Source organism: Bradyrhizobium sp. SZCCHNS3052, assembly GCF_032484495.1.
GTDB lineage: Bacteria > Pseudomonadota > Alphaproteobacteria > Rhizobiales > Xanthobacteraceae > Bradyrhizobium.
On record NZ_JAUETB010000001.1, the window covers coordinates 1245375 to 1261111 of the forward strand.

Here is a 15737-nt window from a genome sequence, read left to right on the forward strand (position 1 = left end):
TTGCCGAAACAACTATCATCAAGCTGCTTACTAAGCATGAACGCGTGGTTGTTGTGCGCCGTCCACTATGTGGACGGGCGGCTGTCGGAGCGCGAAGCACATCGTGCTTGGACCGCGGGCCAACTACGTGCGAAGGGCCGGAACGACCAGGAACGGGATCATGCCGATGACGACGCTCACGAGCGCGAGCAGAATGACGGCATCATAGCCGTGGGTGAGATCGTGGATGACGCCGCCGCTCCATGATCCCAGTGCCGATCCGAGCCCGCTGCCGATCGTGATCGTGCCGTAGATGGTGCCAAGCCGCCTGCCGCGGAAGATCTTCATCGCGGTCGCCGACAGGAGCGGCCCGCGCGAGCCGATCATGCTGCCAAAGCAGACGACGAAGCCGGTGAGCAGGAAGATGTTCGGCGAGAATTGCAGCGCCCACAGCATCAGGATTCCTGCGATCGATACGGCGTAGGAGAACAGCACCGACGGCCGCCGGCCGATCAGCCCGTCGAGGGCCGAGACGCCGAGCATGCCGAACAGCAGCACCACGCCCGAGAAGCCCCAGGCGGTGGCGGCCTGCAGCGGCGCAAAGCCGGCATCGATCAGATAGGCGACGACCTGCGGCGCGATCGCATACATGCCAACGGCGGTGAAGAAGAAGGTCGAGAACAACGCCCAGAAGGCGTGATGGCGCAGCGCCCGCGACAAGGTCCAGGCATCGCCGGCGAGTTCGTCGGCGACGGGCCTGGTGATGTGGGGCGCGCCGGCGGCAAACAGCCGCCAGGGCAGCAGCGCCAGCGGCACCAGCAGGATGAAGGTGGCGGCGCCGAACGCCTGATATGTGCTGCGCCACCCGATCGCGTCGATCAGCAGTTGCGAGCCCGGCAGCAGGATCAGCACGCCGGCGCCGGTGGCGGAATAGATCACCGCCATCGCGGTCGGTAGCTTCTTGCCGAACCAGCGGCCCAGCAGGATCGAGTTGGGGACGTTGCCGATCAGCGCGATGCCGATGCCGACGCACAGGCCGATGCTGATCTGGAACTGCCACAGCGCCTGCGCGTGCGCCGCGGCCGTGAAGGCGGAACCAAGCAGCAGGAGGCCGAGCGCATACACGGTGCGTGGTCCGGAGTGGTCGAACAGCCGCCCGATCAGCGGTGCGGCGAGGCCGCCGGCGAGGGCCGTCAGCGAATAGATCGAGACGACCTCGGAACGGTCCCAGCCAAAGCTGTCGGAGATCGGCTTGAGAAAGACGGTGAAGCTTTCTCCCAGCCCGCGGCCAATCACCGACAGCGCAAAGCAGAGACCCAGCACCACGAACGCCATGCGCGCGCGTGGTGGAGCTGTCGGGGTTTCCTCGGCTTGCGCAGGCTCTCGCGGCGCGCTGATCGTCATGCCCTGAGGGAGCGCCTTTCGGCCTTCCCTGACAAGCAGGCAAAAGCGAATGCGGCTATGCAGGCCTGACCAGCACGTGGCGCTTCTTGCCCAGCGACAGCTTGATCACGCCCTCGCTGGTCAGTGCAGCCGGCGTCAGCGCCATCTTCTCGTCGGTGACCGCAACGTCGTTGACGCGCAGGCCACCGCCCTTGATCTGCCGCCGCGCCTCGCCGTTGGAGCCGACGAGGCCGGCCTTGACGAAGGCGTTGAGCACGCCAAGGCCAGCGTCGAGCTCGGCCTGCGGCACCTCGACCGTCGGCAGGTTCTCGGCGATGGCGCCTTCCTCGAAGGTGCGGCGGGCGGTCTCGGCAGCGGTGCGTGCCGCCTCTTCGCCATGCAGCAAGGTGGTGGCCGCATCGGCCAGTGCCTTCTTGGCCTCGTTGATCTCGGCACCCTCAAGTGCACCGAGCTTCTCGATCTCGGACAGCGGCAGCGTGGTGAACAGCTTGAGGAACTTGACGACGTCGGCGTCCTCGGTGTTGCGCCAGTACTGCCAGAAATCATACGGGCTGCACTGGTCGGCATTGAGCCAGATTGCGCCCTGCGCGGTCTTGCCCATCTTGGCGCCGGATGCGGTGGTCAAGAGCGGCGTGGTCAGCGCGAAGAGCTGCTCGGTGCCCATGCGGCGTCCGAGCTCGACGCCGTTGACGATGTTGCCCCACTGGTCGGAGCCGCCCATCTGCAGCCGGCAGCCGGTGCGCCGCGCCAGCTCGACGAAGTCGTAGGCCTGGCAGACCATGTAGTTGAACTCGATGAAGCTCATCTCCTGCTCGCGCTCGAGCCGCAGCTTGACCGAGTCCATGGTCAGCATGCGGTTGACCGAGAAATGCCGGCCGATGTCGCGCAGCATCTCGATCCAGTTCAGCTTCGTCAGCCATTCGGCATTGTCGAGCATGATGGCATCGGTGGCGCCATTGCCGTAGCGCAGCACCTTGGCGAACACGCCGCGGATCGACGCCTTGTTGGCCTCGATCTCCTCGACCGTGCGCATCGCGCGGGTCTCGTCCTTGCCGGAGGGATCGCCGACCATCGTCGTACCGCCGCCCATCAGGGTGATCGGCTTGTTCCCGGTCTGCTGCAGCCAGTACAGCATCATCATGGTCAGGAAGTTGCCGATGTGCAGCGAGCGTGCGGTGCAGTCGTAGCCGACATAGGCGGTCGCCTGGCCCTTGGCGGCGAGGGCATCCAGCCCCTCGAAATCCGAGCACTGATGAATGAACCCGCGGCTCTGCAGCACGTTCAGGAAATCAGACTTGAAGCCAGTCATTGTCGGCGACTCTGAGCATTTGTTTACGGTATTGACCGCTTGTCGCGGGGACGTGCGGGAGGCACATGCCACGGATACGGGCGTTGTGGCATTATAAGATGCGCCGGGCTTGTACAAGCATGTGCACGGCCTGGGCGGGACCTCAAATCGGCCGTACTTGGCAAGCAGGGCAGGGTTTTCAGGTTCGACTGCAATGATTCTGACCGCACTTGGCCTCATGAGTGGCACCTCGCTCGACGGGGTGGACGTGGCCCTGATCGAGACCGATGGGCGGCAGATCAAGAGCCTCGGTCCCTCGGGCTACCGGGCCTATAGCGCCGCGGAGCGCAGCCTGCTGCGCGAGGCGCTCGCCGATGCGGTGCAGATCGAGCGGCGCGATGCGCGCCCCGGACGGGTGCGCGACGCCGAGCGCGTCGTGACGGTGGCGCATGCCGAGGCGGTCGCCGCGTTCCTGGCGCAGCACCGGCTCAAGCCCGAGGACATCGATATCATCGGCTTCCACGGCCAGACTGTGCTGCACCGCCCCGAGCGCCGCCTGACCGTGCAGATCGGCGACGCGGCCGTGCTTGCCAAGTCCGTCCACATCCCGGTGATGCACGATTTCCGCGCCGCCGACGTCGATTTCGGCGGGCAGGGCGCGCCGTTCGTACCCGTCTATCACCGCGCCCTGGCGCAGTCGCTGTCGCGCGCGGGGCCGATCGCCGTGGTCAATATCGGCGGCGTCTCCAACATCACCTATATCGACGGCGACGACGTGCTGATCGCCTGCGACACCGGTCCCGGTAATGCGCTGCTCGACGATTTCATGCACCGGACCACGGGACAGGCATTCGATCAGGATGGCCGCGTGGCGGAGCAGGGCAACCCGGACGAGGCCTGGATCACCAGCGCGCTGGAAATGCCCTTCTTCGCGCTGCCGCCGCCGAAATCTCTCGACCGCAATGATTTTGCCGCGCTGAAGCTGGGCGATGTGAAGCCGGCGGACGGGGCCGCGACCCTGACGGCGTTCACGGCCGCAGCGATTGCCCGCATCGTCCCGCTGCTGCCGAAGCCGCCGGCGAGCTGGATCGTCTGCGGTGGCGGCGCCCGCAACCATACCATGATGCGGATGCTACGGGAGCGTGTCGCGCCGGCGAGCGTGGAATCGGCCGATGCGCTGGGCTGGTCGGCGGACGCCATGGAGGCCCAGGCGTTCGGCTTCCTGGCGGTCCGCGGCATGAAGGGCCTGCCGCTGAGCTATCCCACCACCACCGGCGTGCCGTTTCCGATGACCGGCGGAGTGATCGCGCGACCATGATCCATGCATCTGCATGGACCTTGACAGTTCCATGCGCATGCATCTAGTTTGATGCGTCTGCATCAAACTGCCGAGGATGTCATGGCGCCTGCCCTGAAGCTGATCAGCCACAAGCTCTGCCCCTATGTGCAACGCGCCGTCATTGCGCTCACCGAGAAGGGCGTCGCATTCGAGCGGATCGACATCGATCTCGCCAACAAGCCCGACTGGTTCCTGAAGATCTCGCCGCTCGGCAAGGTGCCGGTGCTGGTCGTGCCGACGGCGCAAGGCGAGGTGGCGCTGTTCGAGAGCAACGTGATCTGCGAGTACATCGAGGACACGCAAGCCGGCGCGAGGCTGCATCCGGAGGACGCGCTCGCGCGTGCGCAGCATCGCGCCTGGATGGAGTTCGGTTCAGCGATCCTCGGCGATCTCTGGGGCCTGGAGACGACGCAGGATGCCGCGGTGTTCGCGGCCAAGCGCGAGGCGCTGACGGCGAAGTTCGTCCGCGTCGAGGCCGCGCTGGGCGAGGGGCCGTATTTCGATGGCGTCCGCTTCAGCCTGGTCGACGCCGTGTTCGCGCCGATCTTCCGCTACTTCGATGTGTTCGATGGCTACGGTGATCTCGGCATCTTTGCGTCGACGCCGAAGGTTCGGGCGTGGCGCGATCGGCTCGCGCAACGGCCGAGCGTGAGGACGGCGGTCAGCGCCGACTATCCGCAGCTGCTGCGCGCGTTCCTCGCGCGGCACGATGCGTATTTGTTGAAGCAGGCGGCGTAGGGAGGTTGTTGTCGTACCGAGCGCTCACGCCGCTCACAGTGCCATCGCCCGGCTTGACCGGGCGATCCAGTATTCCGAGACGCTGATGATCAGCCGAGAAGCCGCGGCGTACTGGATCACCCGCTTTCGCGGGTGATGACAGCAGTGCGTCAAGGGGCGTCCGTTCGAACATCCGGCAACGCGCGCGACCTCACCTCACATTGGCGAGGCGCATGTCGAGATAGGCGGTGATGGTTTCCATCAGCGGCTCGAGCTTGCCGTCGAAGAAGTGGTTGGCGCCGGGGATGACCTGCTGGTCGATCACGATGCCCTTCTGCGTCTTCAGCTTCTCGACCAGCGTGTTGACGTCCTTGGGCGGCACCACCGCATCGCGCTCGCCGTGCACGATCAGGCCCGAGGACGGGCAGGGCGCCAGGAACGAGAAGTCGTAGAGGTTGGCGGGCGGCGCGATCGAGATGAAGCCCTCGACCTCCGGGCGGCGCATCAGGAGCTGCATGCCGATCCAGGCGCCAAACGAGAAGCCGGCGACCCAGCAGGCGCGAGCTTCGGGGTTGATGGTCTGCGCCCAATCGAGCGCGGAGGCCGCATCGGACAGCTCGCCGGTGCCGTGATCGAACGAACCCTGGCTGCGGCCGACGCCGCGGAAATTGAAGCGCAGCACCGAGAAGCCGCGATGCGCGAAGGCATAGTAGCACTGGTACACGATCTGATGGTTCATCGTGCCGTGGAACTGCGGATGCGGATGCAGGATCATCGCGATCGGCGCGTTCTTCTGCTTCGCCGGATGGTAACGGCCTTCGAGGCGGCCGGCCGGACCGTTGAAGATGACTTCAGGCATCAGAGAATCCTTGGCAGAGCGTCGACCGACTTCGTCCATGCTTCATCTGGCGCCTCGCCGACGAGTTCAGCAGGAAAAGTGGTGATCGAGCGCCATCCGTTCGCTTGGACGGAGCAGCGCTGGCGTGACTGGAAGTTGGCCTTCTAGCATGGAGCGCGGGGCAAAAAGCAAGGATTTTCAACGCCCGGCAAGGCGGCTGCGGCAGGGATGCAGACCGGGCCGCCGATACAGCGGCGGGGCGAAGCGGTCGCGGAACGTGATCCGAATGCGCCTGCAATTCGATGAAAATACTGGCGTTTTCGTCTGCGGCCCGGCCGTTCAGCGCAGCGACGCCGTGTGCTCCAGTTGCGCAACGGCGCTGCGATAGCGGCGGCTGCCTTGCGCGGATTGTCCGTTGTCGAAGGTCAGGCCGAAATCGCCCGTTGGCAGGACCGAAAGCGCGGCGACCCGGGCCATGTTGACCAGCCGGCCACGGTGGATGCGGACGAGCGCGAAGCGGGCGAGCTCGACCTCGGCGGCTGACAAGGTGCCGCGGATCAGATGTCGCCTGCCGTCGGCCATGGCATATTCGACGTAGTTGCCGGCCGCGGCGACCCACAGGATGTCGGCCGGCGAGATGCGGATGCGGCTCGCGCCGTCGCGCAGCCAGAGCGTGGCAGGGGCAGGCGGCTCGGATCGCCGTGTCGGCTCTCGGACAGCGCTCGCGCGATAGCCGTCGTACAGCCAGAGCGTGGCACCGATGAGGAGCGCCGTCATGACGTCCTTGCGGAACTCGTACACGATGGTGGCCAGCGAGAGCTGGAAGTCGTACGCGCCGCCCGCGGTCCACATCAGCAGCTTGCGCAGCGTCACCATGCCGATCATGTGAAGCGCAGAGAAGGCGACCACGGCGGCAATTGCGAGCGCGATGTGACGTGCCATGGCAGCCGGGCCCAGCCGGATGGAACGAACCGTAGCGACCAGCAGCGGCGCCAGCAGGATGAGGACGACAATGCTCGTCATCTCCCACAGCAACTGCTTTTCCAGATCATAGGCCGCGCCCCGCCTGACGGCATCGTGGGCGGCGGAAAGGGCGTTGACGACGCCGATGCCGAGCGAGAGCCCGGCCATGATCGCGTAGAAGGTCCGATCATTCGGACGCAGCATCGAGCCGACAAGCTTGTTCATGGCACGGGACCCGCTATCTCAATCTTGCGCCCGACGATATCACGCTGGCCGTCGCGCATCATCATGGCGCGGGCGAGCGATGGTCGTTCGTGGCCCGAGTTGATAAGAACGAGCCATGGCCGACAGGATCTATCTCGACTGGAATGCGACGACCCCGCTGCGACCGCAAGCGCGCGCGGCGATTCTCGCCGCCATGGATCTGGTCGGCAATCCCTCGTCGGTTCACGCCGAAGGCCGCAAGGCGCGGCGGCTGACCGAGGAGGCCCGCGAGGTGATCGCCCGGGGGCTCGGTACCGTCGCGCGCCACGTGGTGTTCACCTCCGGCGGAACCGAGGCCAATGTGCTCGCCCTGAGCCCAGGCCTGCGCGCGCCGGCCGGCCCGGTCGAGCGGCTGCTGGTGTCGGCGGTCGAGCATGCCTCGGTGCTGGCCGGCGGCCGGTTCGCGCCATCAGCGGTGCAGACGATCCCGGTCGACGCCTCCGGCGTGGTCGATCTCGGCCGCCTGGAAGCCCTGCTGGCCGGAGGGCCGCCGGCGCTGGTATCCGTCATGGCCGCCAACAACGAGACCGGGGCGCTTCAACCGGCTTCGAAAGTTGCTGAGATCGTGCACCAGGCGGGCGGCCTGCTGCAGGTCGACGCGGTCCAGGCATTTGGGAAAATACCCCTCGATATCAAAGAGATGGGCGCAGACCTTGTAACCATCTCTGCGCATAAGATCGGCGGACCCAAGGGCGTCGGCGCGCTGGTTCTGGGCGCTGGTGTGGAGGAGCCGATTCCGGTTCTCCGCGGTGGCGGCCAGGAGCGCGGTCGCCGGGCCGGAACCGAAAACGTGGCAGGAATTGCCGGATTTGGCGCCGCGGCCGGTGCTGCCCTGGCTGGGCTCGAGGTCGACCTGCCTCGGATCACGGCGCTGCGCGACCGGCTGGAAACGGGCCTTCGTCAGACCGCTGGCGTGACGGTATTTTCCTCCGAAGCGGCGCGGCTTCCGAACACGACGCTGTTCACGGCGCCGGGGCTGAAGGCCGAGACGGCCGTGATCGGGTTCGATCTCGAAGGAATCGCGGTGTCTTCCGGCTCGGCCTGCTCGTCCGGCAAGGTCCAGCCCTCCCATGTCCTGGAAGCGATGGGCGCCAGTTCCGCAGCGGCCCAGGGAGCGGTGCGCCTCAGTCTGGGCTGGTCCACGACGGAGGCGGACGTCGATCGCGGCCTGCAGGCTTGGCGAAAGCTGTCATTGACCCTACTTAAAGGTGGCGACGAAACCGTGCTTGAGCGATTCTAAGGGCGTGATTTCGTCGAGGAAACGTCGTAAGACGGTTCCAGAAGATGTCCACCGCGGTCCTTGAAACCGCGAGCGGAGGATGGAATGCCAGCCGTACAAGAGACGGTCGACCGCGTCAGGCGGATCGACGTCGACCAATATCGCTATGGGTTCGAGACCGTCATCGAATCCGAGAAGGCTCCGAAGGGGCTTTCCGAAGACACCGTCCGCTTCATCTCGGGCAAGAAGAACGAGCCCGCCTGGATGCTCGAATGGCGCCTCGAGGCCTATCGCCGGTGGCTGACCATGACCGAGCCGACCTGGGCGCGCGTCGACTATCCGAAGATCGATTTCCAGGATCTCTACTACTACTCGGCGCCGAAGCCGAAGAAGCAGCTCTCCTCGATCGACGAGATCGATCCGGAGATCCTGAAGACGTATGAGAAGCTCGGCATTCCCTTGCGCGAGGTTGCGATCCTCGAAGGCGTCGAGCCCGTGCCCGGCGCCGGCAGCCCCGAGACGCGCAAGATCGCGGTCGACGCCGTGTTCGATTCGGTGTCGGTGGCGACCACGTTCAAGGAGGAGCTGAGGAAGGCCGGCGTGATCTTCATGCCGATCTCGGAGGCGATCCGCGAGCATCCTGAGCTGGTACAGAAATATCTCGGCAGCGTGGTGCCGACCTCGGACAATTTCTATGCGACGCTGAATTCGGCGGTGTTCTCCGACGGCTCGTTCGTCTACGTGCCGCCGGGCGTGCGCTGCCCGATGGAGCTGTCGACCTATTTCCGCATCAACGAGCGCAACACCGGCCAGTTCGAGCGCACGCTGATCATCGCCGACAAGGGCGCCTACGTTTCCTATCTCGAGGGCTGCACGGCGCCGCAGCGCGACGAGAACCAGCTGCATGCCGCCGTGGTCGAGCTGATCGCGCATGACGACGCCGAGATCAAGTACTCGACGGTACAGAACTGGTACCCGGGCAATTCGGAAGGCAAGGGCGGCATCTATAATTTCGTCACCAAGCGTGGCGACTGCCGTGGAAACAATTCCAAGATCTCCTGGACCCAGGTCGAGACGGGATCGGCGATCACCTGGAAATATCCGAGCTGCATCCTGCGCGGCGACAATTCGCGCGGTGAGTTCTATTCGATCGCGATCTCGAACGGCTATCAGCAGGTCGATAGCGGCACCAAGATGATTCATCTCGGCAAGAACACGACCAGCCGGATCATCTCCAAGGGCATCGCGGCAGGCCGCTCGCAGAACACCTATCGCGGTCTCGTCACGGCGCATCGCAAAGCCACCGGCGCGCGCAACTTCACCGCCTGCGATTCGCTGCTGATCGGCGACAAATGCGGCGCGCATACCGTGCCGTATATCGAGGCCAAGAATTCCTCGGCCACCTTCGAGCACGAGGCGACCACGTCCAAGATCTCCGAGGACGTGCTGTTCTACTGCATCCAGCGCGGTCTTTCGCAGGAGGAGGCGGTCGGGCTCGTCGTCAACGGCTTCGTCAAGGACGTGCTGCAGCAGCTCCCGATGGAGTTCGCGGTCGAGGCGCAGAAGCTGATCTCGATCAGCCTCGAAGGTTCGGTCGGCTGAGGCCACATTGCAGCGGGGCCGCGGCGCGGCCCGCTCGTGCTGACATCGATATCATTCGCCCTCGGACCCGATGGAATCGGTGGCGCCAGGGCAAGCGTTGAGCGGAAACAGATCATGGCACTACTCGAAATCAACAACCTGCAGGTTCGCGTCGAGGAGCGCGAGATTCTCCACGGCCTGACGCTGTCGATCGACGCCGGCAAGGTGCACGCGATCATGGGGCCGAACGGCTCCGGCAAGTCGACGCTGTCCCACGTCATCGCCGGCAAGCCGGGCTACGAGGTGACCGGCGGCGAGATCCTGTTCAAGGGCGAGGATCTGCTCGCCATGGCGCCGGACGAGCGTGCCGCCAAGGGCGTGTTCCTGGCGTTCCAGTATCCGGTCGAGATCCCCGGCGTCGCCACCATGACCTTCCTGCGCACCGCGCTGAATGCGCAGCGCAAGGCGCGCGGCGAGGAGGAGTATTCGACGCCGGACTTCCTCAGGAAGGTGCGCGAGATCTCGAAATCGCTCAGCATTCCGCAGGACATGCTCAAGCGCGGCGTCAATGTCGGCTTTTCCGGCGGCGAGAAGAAGCGCAACGAGGTGCTGCAGATGGCCCTGTTTCAGCCGTCGCTCTGCATCCTCGACGAGATGGATTCCGGCCTCGACATCGACGCGCTGCGCATCGCCGCCGACGGCGTCAACGCGCTGCGCTCGCCTGAGCGCTCGATGATCGTGATCACCCACTATCAGCGGCTGCTGAACTACATCGTCCCCGACGTCGTTCACGTGATGTCGAAGGGCCGCGTCGTGAAGAGCGGCGGCAAGGAGCTCGCGCTCGAGCTGGAGGCGTCCGGTTACGCCCAGTTCGAAGACGCGGCCTGAGCCTCGCGTGAATGGATCTGTGATGAACGTAGCTTTGGTCAAGAACGACAGCGGTCCGGCGGCGAGCAGCTTGCTCTCTGCCGCTTTGGGCCGTCTGCCCGGCACCGGCAAGGTGGCCGATATCCGGCGCGAAGCCTTCTCGGCTTTCGAGCGCACCGGCCTGCCGCACCGTCGTATCGAGGAATGGAAGTACACCGATCTGCGTGCGCTGATGCGCGAGGTGCTGCCGCTGGCCGACGCGCCGGACGCGGCGGCGCTGGCGCGGGCAAAAGCCGTGCTAGCTTCTGTTGCCGTCGACGGTGCTCGGAAGCTGGTGCTGGTCGACGGCGTGTTCGTGGCGGAGCTCTCGGATATTTCGGCCTTCGAGGATGGTGTCAAGGTTCACACGCTTCGCGAGGCGCTGCAGAGCGCCGGCAGCGAGCGGCTGCTGGAGACGACCGTCAACGATGCGATGGTCCTGTTGAACGGGGCGCTTGCGACCGACGGAGTCCTGATCTCCGTGGCGGACGGTGCAAAGCTCTCGCATCCGCTGCAGATCATTCACATCGCGACAGCATCGCAAGCATCGCGTGCCAGTCGCTCACATCTTTCGGTAGGGAACGGCGCGCAGGCCACCTTGATCGAAAGCGCGATCGCCGCCGATGGTGCCTCAGGCTATCAGGCCAATGACGCCGTGGTCGTCTCCCTCGGTGATGACGCTGCGCTGTCCACCATTCGCCTGATGCGCGATGCCAGTGACGCCGTTAACATCACTTCAGCCAAGTACGAGGTCGGTGCGCGGTCGAAACTCAATCTCTTCAACATGACGACAGGCGGCGCCGTCAGTCGTCTGCAGGGCTTCATTACTCTCAAGGGCGAAGGCAGCGAGCTGATCATCAACGGCGTCAACCTGCTGCGTGACAAGCAGCATGGCGACCTGACGCTCGTCGTCGACCACGCGGTGCCGGGCTGCACCAGCCGCGAAAACTTCCGCGCGGTGCTCGACGATCGCGCTCATTCCGTGTTCCAGGGCCGCATCATCGTCCGCCCCCACGCGCAGAAGACCGACGGCAAGATGATGACCCGTGCGCTGCTGCTGTCCGACGAGGCCGAGGCCGACTCGAAACCGGAACTCGAGATCTTCGCCGACGACGTCTCCTGCGGCCACGGCGCCACCGCCGGCGCGCTCGACGACAGCCTGTTGTTCTATTTGCAGGCCCGCGGCCTGCCGGAGAAGCAGGCCCAGGCGCTGCTGATCCAGGCCTTCGTCGGCGAGGCGATCGAAGCGATCGAGGACGATTCCTTGCGCGAGCGCGTCATTGCTGCTGCCCAGGACTGGATGGAGGCGCGCGCATGAGCACGCATCCCGCCGTCTCCAACGGATCCTACGACGTCGCCCGCATCCGCGAGGATTTTCCTGCGTTGGCGCTGCAGGTCTACGGCAAGAAGCTCGTCTATCTCGACAACGCGGCGTCTGCGCAGAAGCCGCGCGCGGTGCTCGATCGCATGACGCAGGCCTACACCAGCGAATACGCCAACGTGCATCGTGGCCTGCACTATCTCGCCAACGCCGCGACCGAGGCCTATGAGGGCGGCCGCGAGCGGGTCACGCGCTTTCTCAATGCACGGCGCAGCGAGGAGATCATCTTCACCCGCAACGCGACCGAGGCGATCAATCTCGTGGCGTCGTCGTGGGGCGGACCGAACATCGGCGAGGGCGACGAGATCGTGCTCTCGATCATGGAGCACCATTCCAACATCGTGCCCTGGCACTTCTTGCGCGAGCGCCAGGGCGCGGTGATCAAGTGGGCTCCGGTCGACGACGACGGCAATTTCCTGATCGACGAGTTCGAGAAGCTGCTCACGCCGAAAACCAAGCTGGTCGCTATCACCCAGATGTCGAACATGCTCGGCACGCTGGTCCCGGTGAAGGAGGTCGTGCGCATTGCGCATGCGCGCGGCATTCCGGTGCTGGTCGATGGCAGCCAGGCCGCCGTGCACCTCGCCATCGACGTCCAGGACATCGACTGCGACTTCTACGTCTTCACCGGCCACAAGCTGTACGGGCCGACCGGCATCGGCGTGCTCTACGCCAAGTACGACCACCTCGTTGCCATGCGCCCCTACAATGGCGGCGGCGAGATGATCCGCGAGGTTGCGCGCGACTGGGTCACTTATGGCGATCCGCCGCACAAGTTCGAGGCTGGCACCCCGATGATCGTCGAGGCGGTTGGGCTCGGTGCCGCGATCGATTACGTCAACTCGGTCGGCAAGGAGCGCATCGCCGCGCATGAGCACGACCTGCTCACCTATGCCCAGGATCGGCTGCGCGAGATCAACTCGCTGCGGCTGATCGGCACCGCCAAGGGCAAGGGCCCTGTGATCTCGTTCGAGATGAAGGGGGCGCATGCCCATGACATCGCGACCGTGATCGATCGGCAGGGCGTCGCGGTGCGTGCGGGCACGCACTGCGTGATGCCGCTTTTGGAGAGATTCAACGTCACGGCGACCTGCAGGGCCTCGTTTGGCATGTACAATACGAGGGAAGAGGTCGATCAGCTTGCACAGGCATTGATCAAGGCGCGGGAATTGTTTGCATGACCGACACGGCCGACGTCAAAACTCAGTCCGTCGAAACGCATTCGGCGCTGCCGCCGGAGGAGACCGAGCGGCTCTCCAGCGAGATCATCGCGGCGCTGAAGACGGTGTTCGATCCGGAGATCCCGGCCGACATCTACGAGCTCGGCCTGATCTACAAGGTCGACATCAAGGACGACCGCAGCGTCGACGTCATGATGACGCTGACGACGCCGAACTGTCCGGCGGCCGGCGAGCTGCCGACCATGGTGGAGAACGCGATCGCGAGCGTCCCGGGTGTCGGCGTCGTCAACGTCAGCATCGTCTGGGAGCCGCAATGGACGCCGGACCGGATGAGCGACGAGGCCCGGCTCGTCCTGAACATGTGGTGAGACGAGCGGGCACGAAGTTTGAATAGTAAGGGCGGATCACATACCCCGCCGGGATGACGCCATGACCAGCACGACGAATTCGACAGCGCCTGTTGCCAAGCCCAAGCCGCGGCCCCGCCCGCAGGTGATGCGGCTCACCGATGCGGCGGCCAAGCGCATCCGTGAGCTCACCGATCGCGCCGAGTCCGAGATCATCGGATTGCGTGTCGGTGTCAAGAATGGCGGCTGCGCCGGTCAGTCCTACACGGTCGAGTATGCCCATGATATCCGGCCGACCGACGAGGTCGTCGAGGACAAGGGCGTCAAGATCCTGGTCGATCCCAAGGCCGTGCTGTTTCTGCTCGGCACCGAGATGGACTATCAGGCTGACAAGATGCAGGCCCAGTTCGTCTTCAACAATCCGAACCAGATCAGTGCCTGCGGCTGCGGCGAGTCGGTGCAGCTCAAGCCGGCCGAGGTCTGATCGTCCGCTTCCAGCCAGTGCGGCTCCGGAGCTGTCGCGTTCCGGACATTGACACGCGCCACCTTCCCGACCGAAAACTCCGGGCGAGCAAGTGGGGTGTTGGCGGGAGCTGGCGCGATGGACCGCGAATTCCTGATCGATCTGTTCGCCGGCTTCGGTCCGGTCACGATCCGGCGGATGTTCTCCGGCTTCGGCATCTCCGCCGACGGCATCAACTTCGCGCTCGCGCTGCGCAGCGGCCTTTATCTCCGTGCTGACGAAACCAGCTTTGCCAGATTCGAGGAGGCCGGATCCAAGCCGTTTTCCTACGAGACCCGCGCGCGGACCATGACGGTGCGGTCGTATTGGCAGGTGCCGGCACATCTGTTCGATGACACCGACGAGTTCGCGGTCTGGGCGAGAGATGCATTCGCAGCGGCCCAGAGGGCGGCCTTGAGCAAGCGGACCAGCAAGAAGGGGGCGGCGCGGGGCAACAGACTGGTCCCGACCCGGGGTGGGGCGAAGCCTGGACCAACCAGGCCGGCAGTGAAAAAGACCAAGTCGGCCAAGACGGGAAAGGTGGCCAAGAGCGTTGACAAGAGCGCAGACAAGGGTCCCGCCGGTCGCAAAACACGCAGCGCGACAGTGGCGCGGGGCCGGCAGACGTCGCGCGCAGCATCATCGCGAGCACGCTGATGCTCCATATGCGTCGCTGGCGACCTTGCCGTCAGGCGACCTGACCTCGCGTCGTCGTCGCGTATTCGGGATCGTTCTCGCATACCACCTTGTTGCGGCCGTTGCGCTTGGCGGCATAGAGGCAGGCGTCCGCGCGCTCGATCAGGGCGTCGGTGTCATCGCCGGCCCGCAGCACGGATACGCCGACCGAGATGGTCACACGTCCGAGAATCTCTCCCGTCGATTTCTTCTTGAGCTCCTTTGCCGTGACGGCGCGGCGGATGTGATCGGCCACCGTCAGCGCGTGCTGTAGCGAGGTGTTGGGCAGCACGACGGCGAACTCCTCGCCGCCATAGCGCGCTGCGATATCCTGGCCCTTGATGGCGTGCTTCAGGGTCATCCCGACCAGGCGCAGCACCTGGTCTCCGGTGAGATGTCCGTAGGAATCGTTGAAGGACTTGAAGTGGTCGATGTCGAACATCAACAGCGACAGCGGCTGCTCGGTCGCGAGCCCCGACTGCACCGTCGTCTCGATCATTCGGTCGAAATATTTGCGATTGCCGAGGCCGGTGAGGGGATCGGTCAGGCTCTCGGCCCGAATCACCTCCAGGCTGTGCTGCAGCCCGCTGATCTCGTCCTTGGACAGCGTCAGCCGCTCTTCGAGGATCCGGTTGGTTTCGCGCATCTGCTTGGTCGAATGGGCCAGCGCCTCGATGATGTCGACCAGTTGCTCGCGGCTGGTGGCCGACGCGAGTCGTTGATCGGCGCCCGCGAGGCTCGCATCGTAGCTCGCCGTCCTGCCGAGAGCATCGGTGAGCATGTTCACCAGGTCGTCGATCTCGCCGACGACGCGCGCGCCGACCTTGTCGATGCGATCCGACGTCTTGAGCTGCGCGAGGTAGGAGTCGTAGAGCTGATCGAGATCGGACTGCGACAGCTTGCCGTTGCGCGAAAGCGTCTCGTTGATGATCTCGTTCAGCGGTGCGTTGTAGCCCGTCGCGTAGACGTACCAGACCTCGTAATTGCGCGGATTGGCCGAATGGCGGAGCGTTCTGATCTGGCTGAGCGCGACTTCGGCGAAGCCTATCGTGCGTTCGTGTTCGTCAAGCGCATTGACCACCACAGGTTCCCCCCAATCGCCCGCGTCGCCGTCGTCGTCACAGCAATGAAATAAACAATGCCGGCCAAGCTA

15 protein-coding genes are annotated in these 15737 nt (G+C 64.9%); 10 read left to right on the forward strand and 5 right to left on the reverse strand.

Annotation, left to right across the window (positions count from 1 at the left end):
* Window positions 1–123: 123 nt before the first annotated feature.
* Together QX073_RS05715 and tyrS are read right to left on the reverse strand one after the other, a co-directional pair.
* On the reverse strand, window positions 124–1383 hold the full coding sequence (locus tag QX073_RS05715) for an MFS transporter (protein ID WP_316225441.1): 1260 nt from the start codon (window positions 1381–1383) through the stop codon (window positions 124–126).
* 55 nt (window positions 1384–1438) lie between these two features.
* A complete protein-coding gene (gene tyrS / locus QX073_RS05720) occupies window positions 1439–2692 on the reverse strand; it encodes a tyrosine--tRNA ligase (protein WP_316164773.1) in 1254 nt (417 codons plus the stop codon).
* Window positions 2693–2885: 193 nt separating this feature from the next.
* Between tyrS and QX073_RS05725 the strand changes: the two genes are divergently transcribed.
* Window positions 2886–3989, forward strand: a complete 1104-nt coding sequence (locus tag QX073_RS05725; RefSeq protein ID WP_316225442.1) for an anhydro-N-acetylmuramic acid kinase — start codon at window positions 2886–2888, stop codon at window positions 3987–3989.
* 81 nt (window positions 3990–4070) lie between these two features.
* Entirely contained in the window at window positions 4071–4748 is a 678-nt protein-coding gene (locus QX073_RS05730; protein ID WP_316170474.1) for a glutathione S-transferase family protein, read from the forward strand.
* Between the two features lie 190 nt (window positions 4749–4938).
* Here QX073_RS05730 and QX073_RS05735 read toward each other — a convergent pair whose 3' ends face one another.
* Both QX073_RS05735 and QX073_RS05740 read right to left on the reverse strand, forming a co-directional pair.
* On the reverse strand, window positions 4939–5586 hold the full coding sequence (locus QX073_RS05735) for an alpha/beta hydrolase (RefSeq protein ID WP_008971476.1): 648 nt from the start codon (window positions 5584–5586) through the stop codon (window positions 4939–4941).
* Window positions 5587–5904: 318 nt separating this feature from the next.
* On the reverse strand, window positions 5905–6753 hold the full coding sequence (locus QX073_RS05740; protein ID WP_315751673.1) for a LytTR family DNA-binding domain-containing protein: 849 nt from the start codon (window positions 6751–6753) through the stop codon (window positions 5905–5907).
* 115 nt (window positions 6754–6868) lie between these two features.
* Here QX073_RS05740 and QX073_RS05745 point away from each other — a divergent pair, with 115 nt between their 5' ends.
* The 8 genes from QX073_RS05745 (at window position 6869) to QX073_RS05780 (ending at window position 14566) form a co-directional block, all read left to right on the forward strand.
* On the forward strand, window positions 6869–8032 hold the full coding sequence (locus QX073_RS05745; protein ID WP_316225443.1) for a cysteine desulfurase family protein: 1164 nt from the start codon (window positions 6869–6871) through the stop codon (window positions 8030–8032).
* Between the two features lie 84 nt (window positions 8033–8116).
* Window positions 8117–9613, forward strand: coding sequence for a Fe-S cluster assembly protein SufB (sufB, locus tag QX073_RS05750; RefSeq protein ID WP_316225444.1), 1497 nt, complete (start codon window positions 8117–8119; stop codon window positions 9611–9613).
* A 114-nt stretch (window positions 9614–9727) separates the two neighbouring features.
* A complete protein-coding gene (gene sufC, locus QX073_RS05755; protein ID WP_315712154.1) occupies window positions 9728–10480 on the forward strand; it encodes a Fe-S cluster assembly ATPase SufC in 753 nt (250 codons plus the stop codon).
* Window positions 10481–10502: 22 nt separating this feature from the next.
* Window positions 10503–11816, forward strand: a complete 1314-nt coding sequence (sufD, locus tag QX073_RS05760) for a Fe-S cluster assembly protein SufD (RefSeq protein ID WP_316225445.1) — start codon at window positions 10503–10505, stop codon at window positions 11814–11816.
* On the forward strand, window positions 11813–13060 hold the full coding sequence (locus QX073_RS05765) for a cysteine desulfurase (RefSeq protein WP_315712152.1): 1248 nt from the start codon (window positions 11813–11815) through the stop codon (window positions 13058–13060). The genes sufD and QX073_RS05765 overlap by 4 nt, the downstream gene beginning before the upstream one ends.
* Window positions 13057–13428: an SUF system Fe-S cluster assembly protein gene (locus QX073_RS05770; RefSeq protein WP_315712150.1), complete on the forward strand. Its 372-nt coding sequence runs from the start codon at window positions 13057–13059 to the stop codon at window positions 13426–13428. Before QX073_RS05765 ends, QX073_RS05770 begins: the two co-directional genes overlap by 4 nt.
* Before the next feature lie 61 nt (window positions 13429–13489).
* Entirely contained in the window at window positions 13490–13891 is a 402-nt protein-coding gene (locus QX073_RS05775; protein WP_315712149.1) for an iron-sulfur cluster assembly accessory protein, read from the forward strand.
* A gap of 117 nt (window positions 13892–14008) precedes the next feature.
* Window positions 14009–14566, forward strand: coding sequence for a TfoX/Sxy family protein (locus tag QX073_RS05780; protein WP_316225446.1), 558 nt, complete (start codon window positions 14009–14011; stop codon window positions 14564–14566).
* Window positions 14567–14597: 31 nt separating this feature from the next.
* Here QX073_RS05780 and QX073_RS05785 read toward each other — a convergent pair whose 3' ends face one another.
* Window positions 14598–15665, reverse strand: coding sequence for a GGDEF domain-containing protein (locus QX073_RS05785; protein ID WP_315751668.1), 1068 nt, complete (start codon window positions 15663–15665; stop codon window positions 14598–14600).
* Window positions 15666–15737 lie beyond the last annotated feature (72 nt).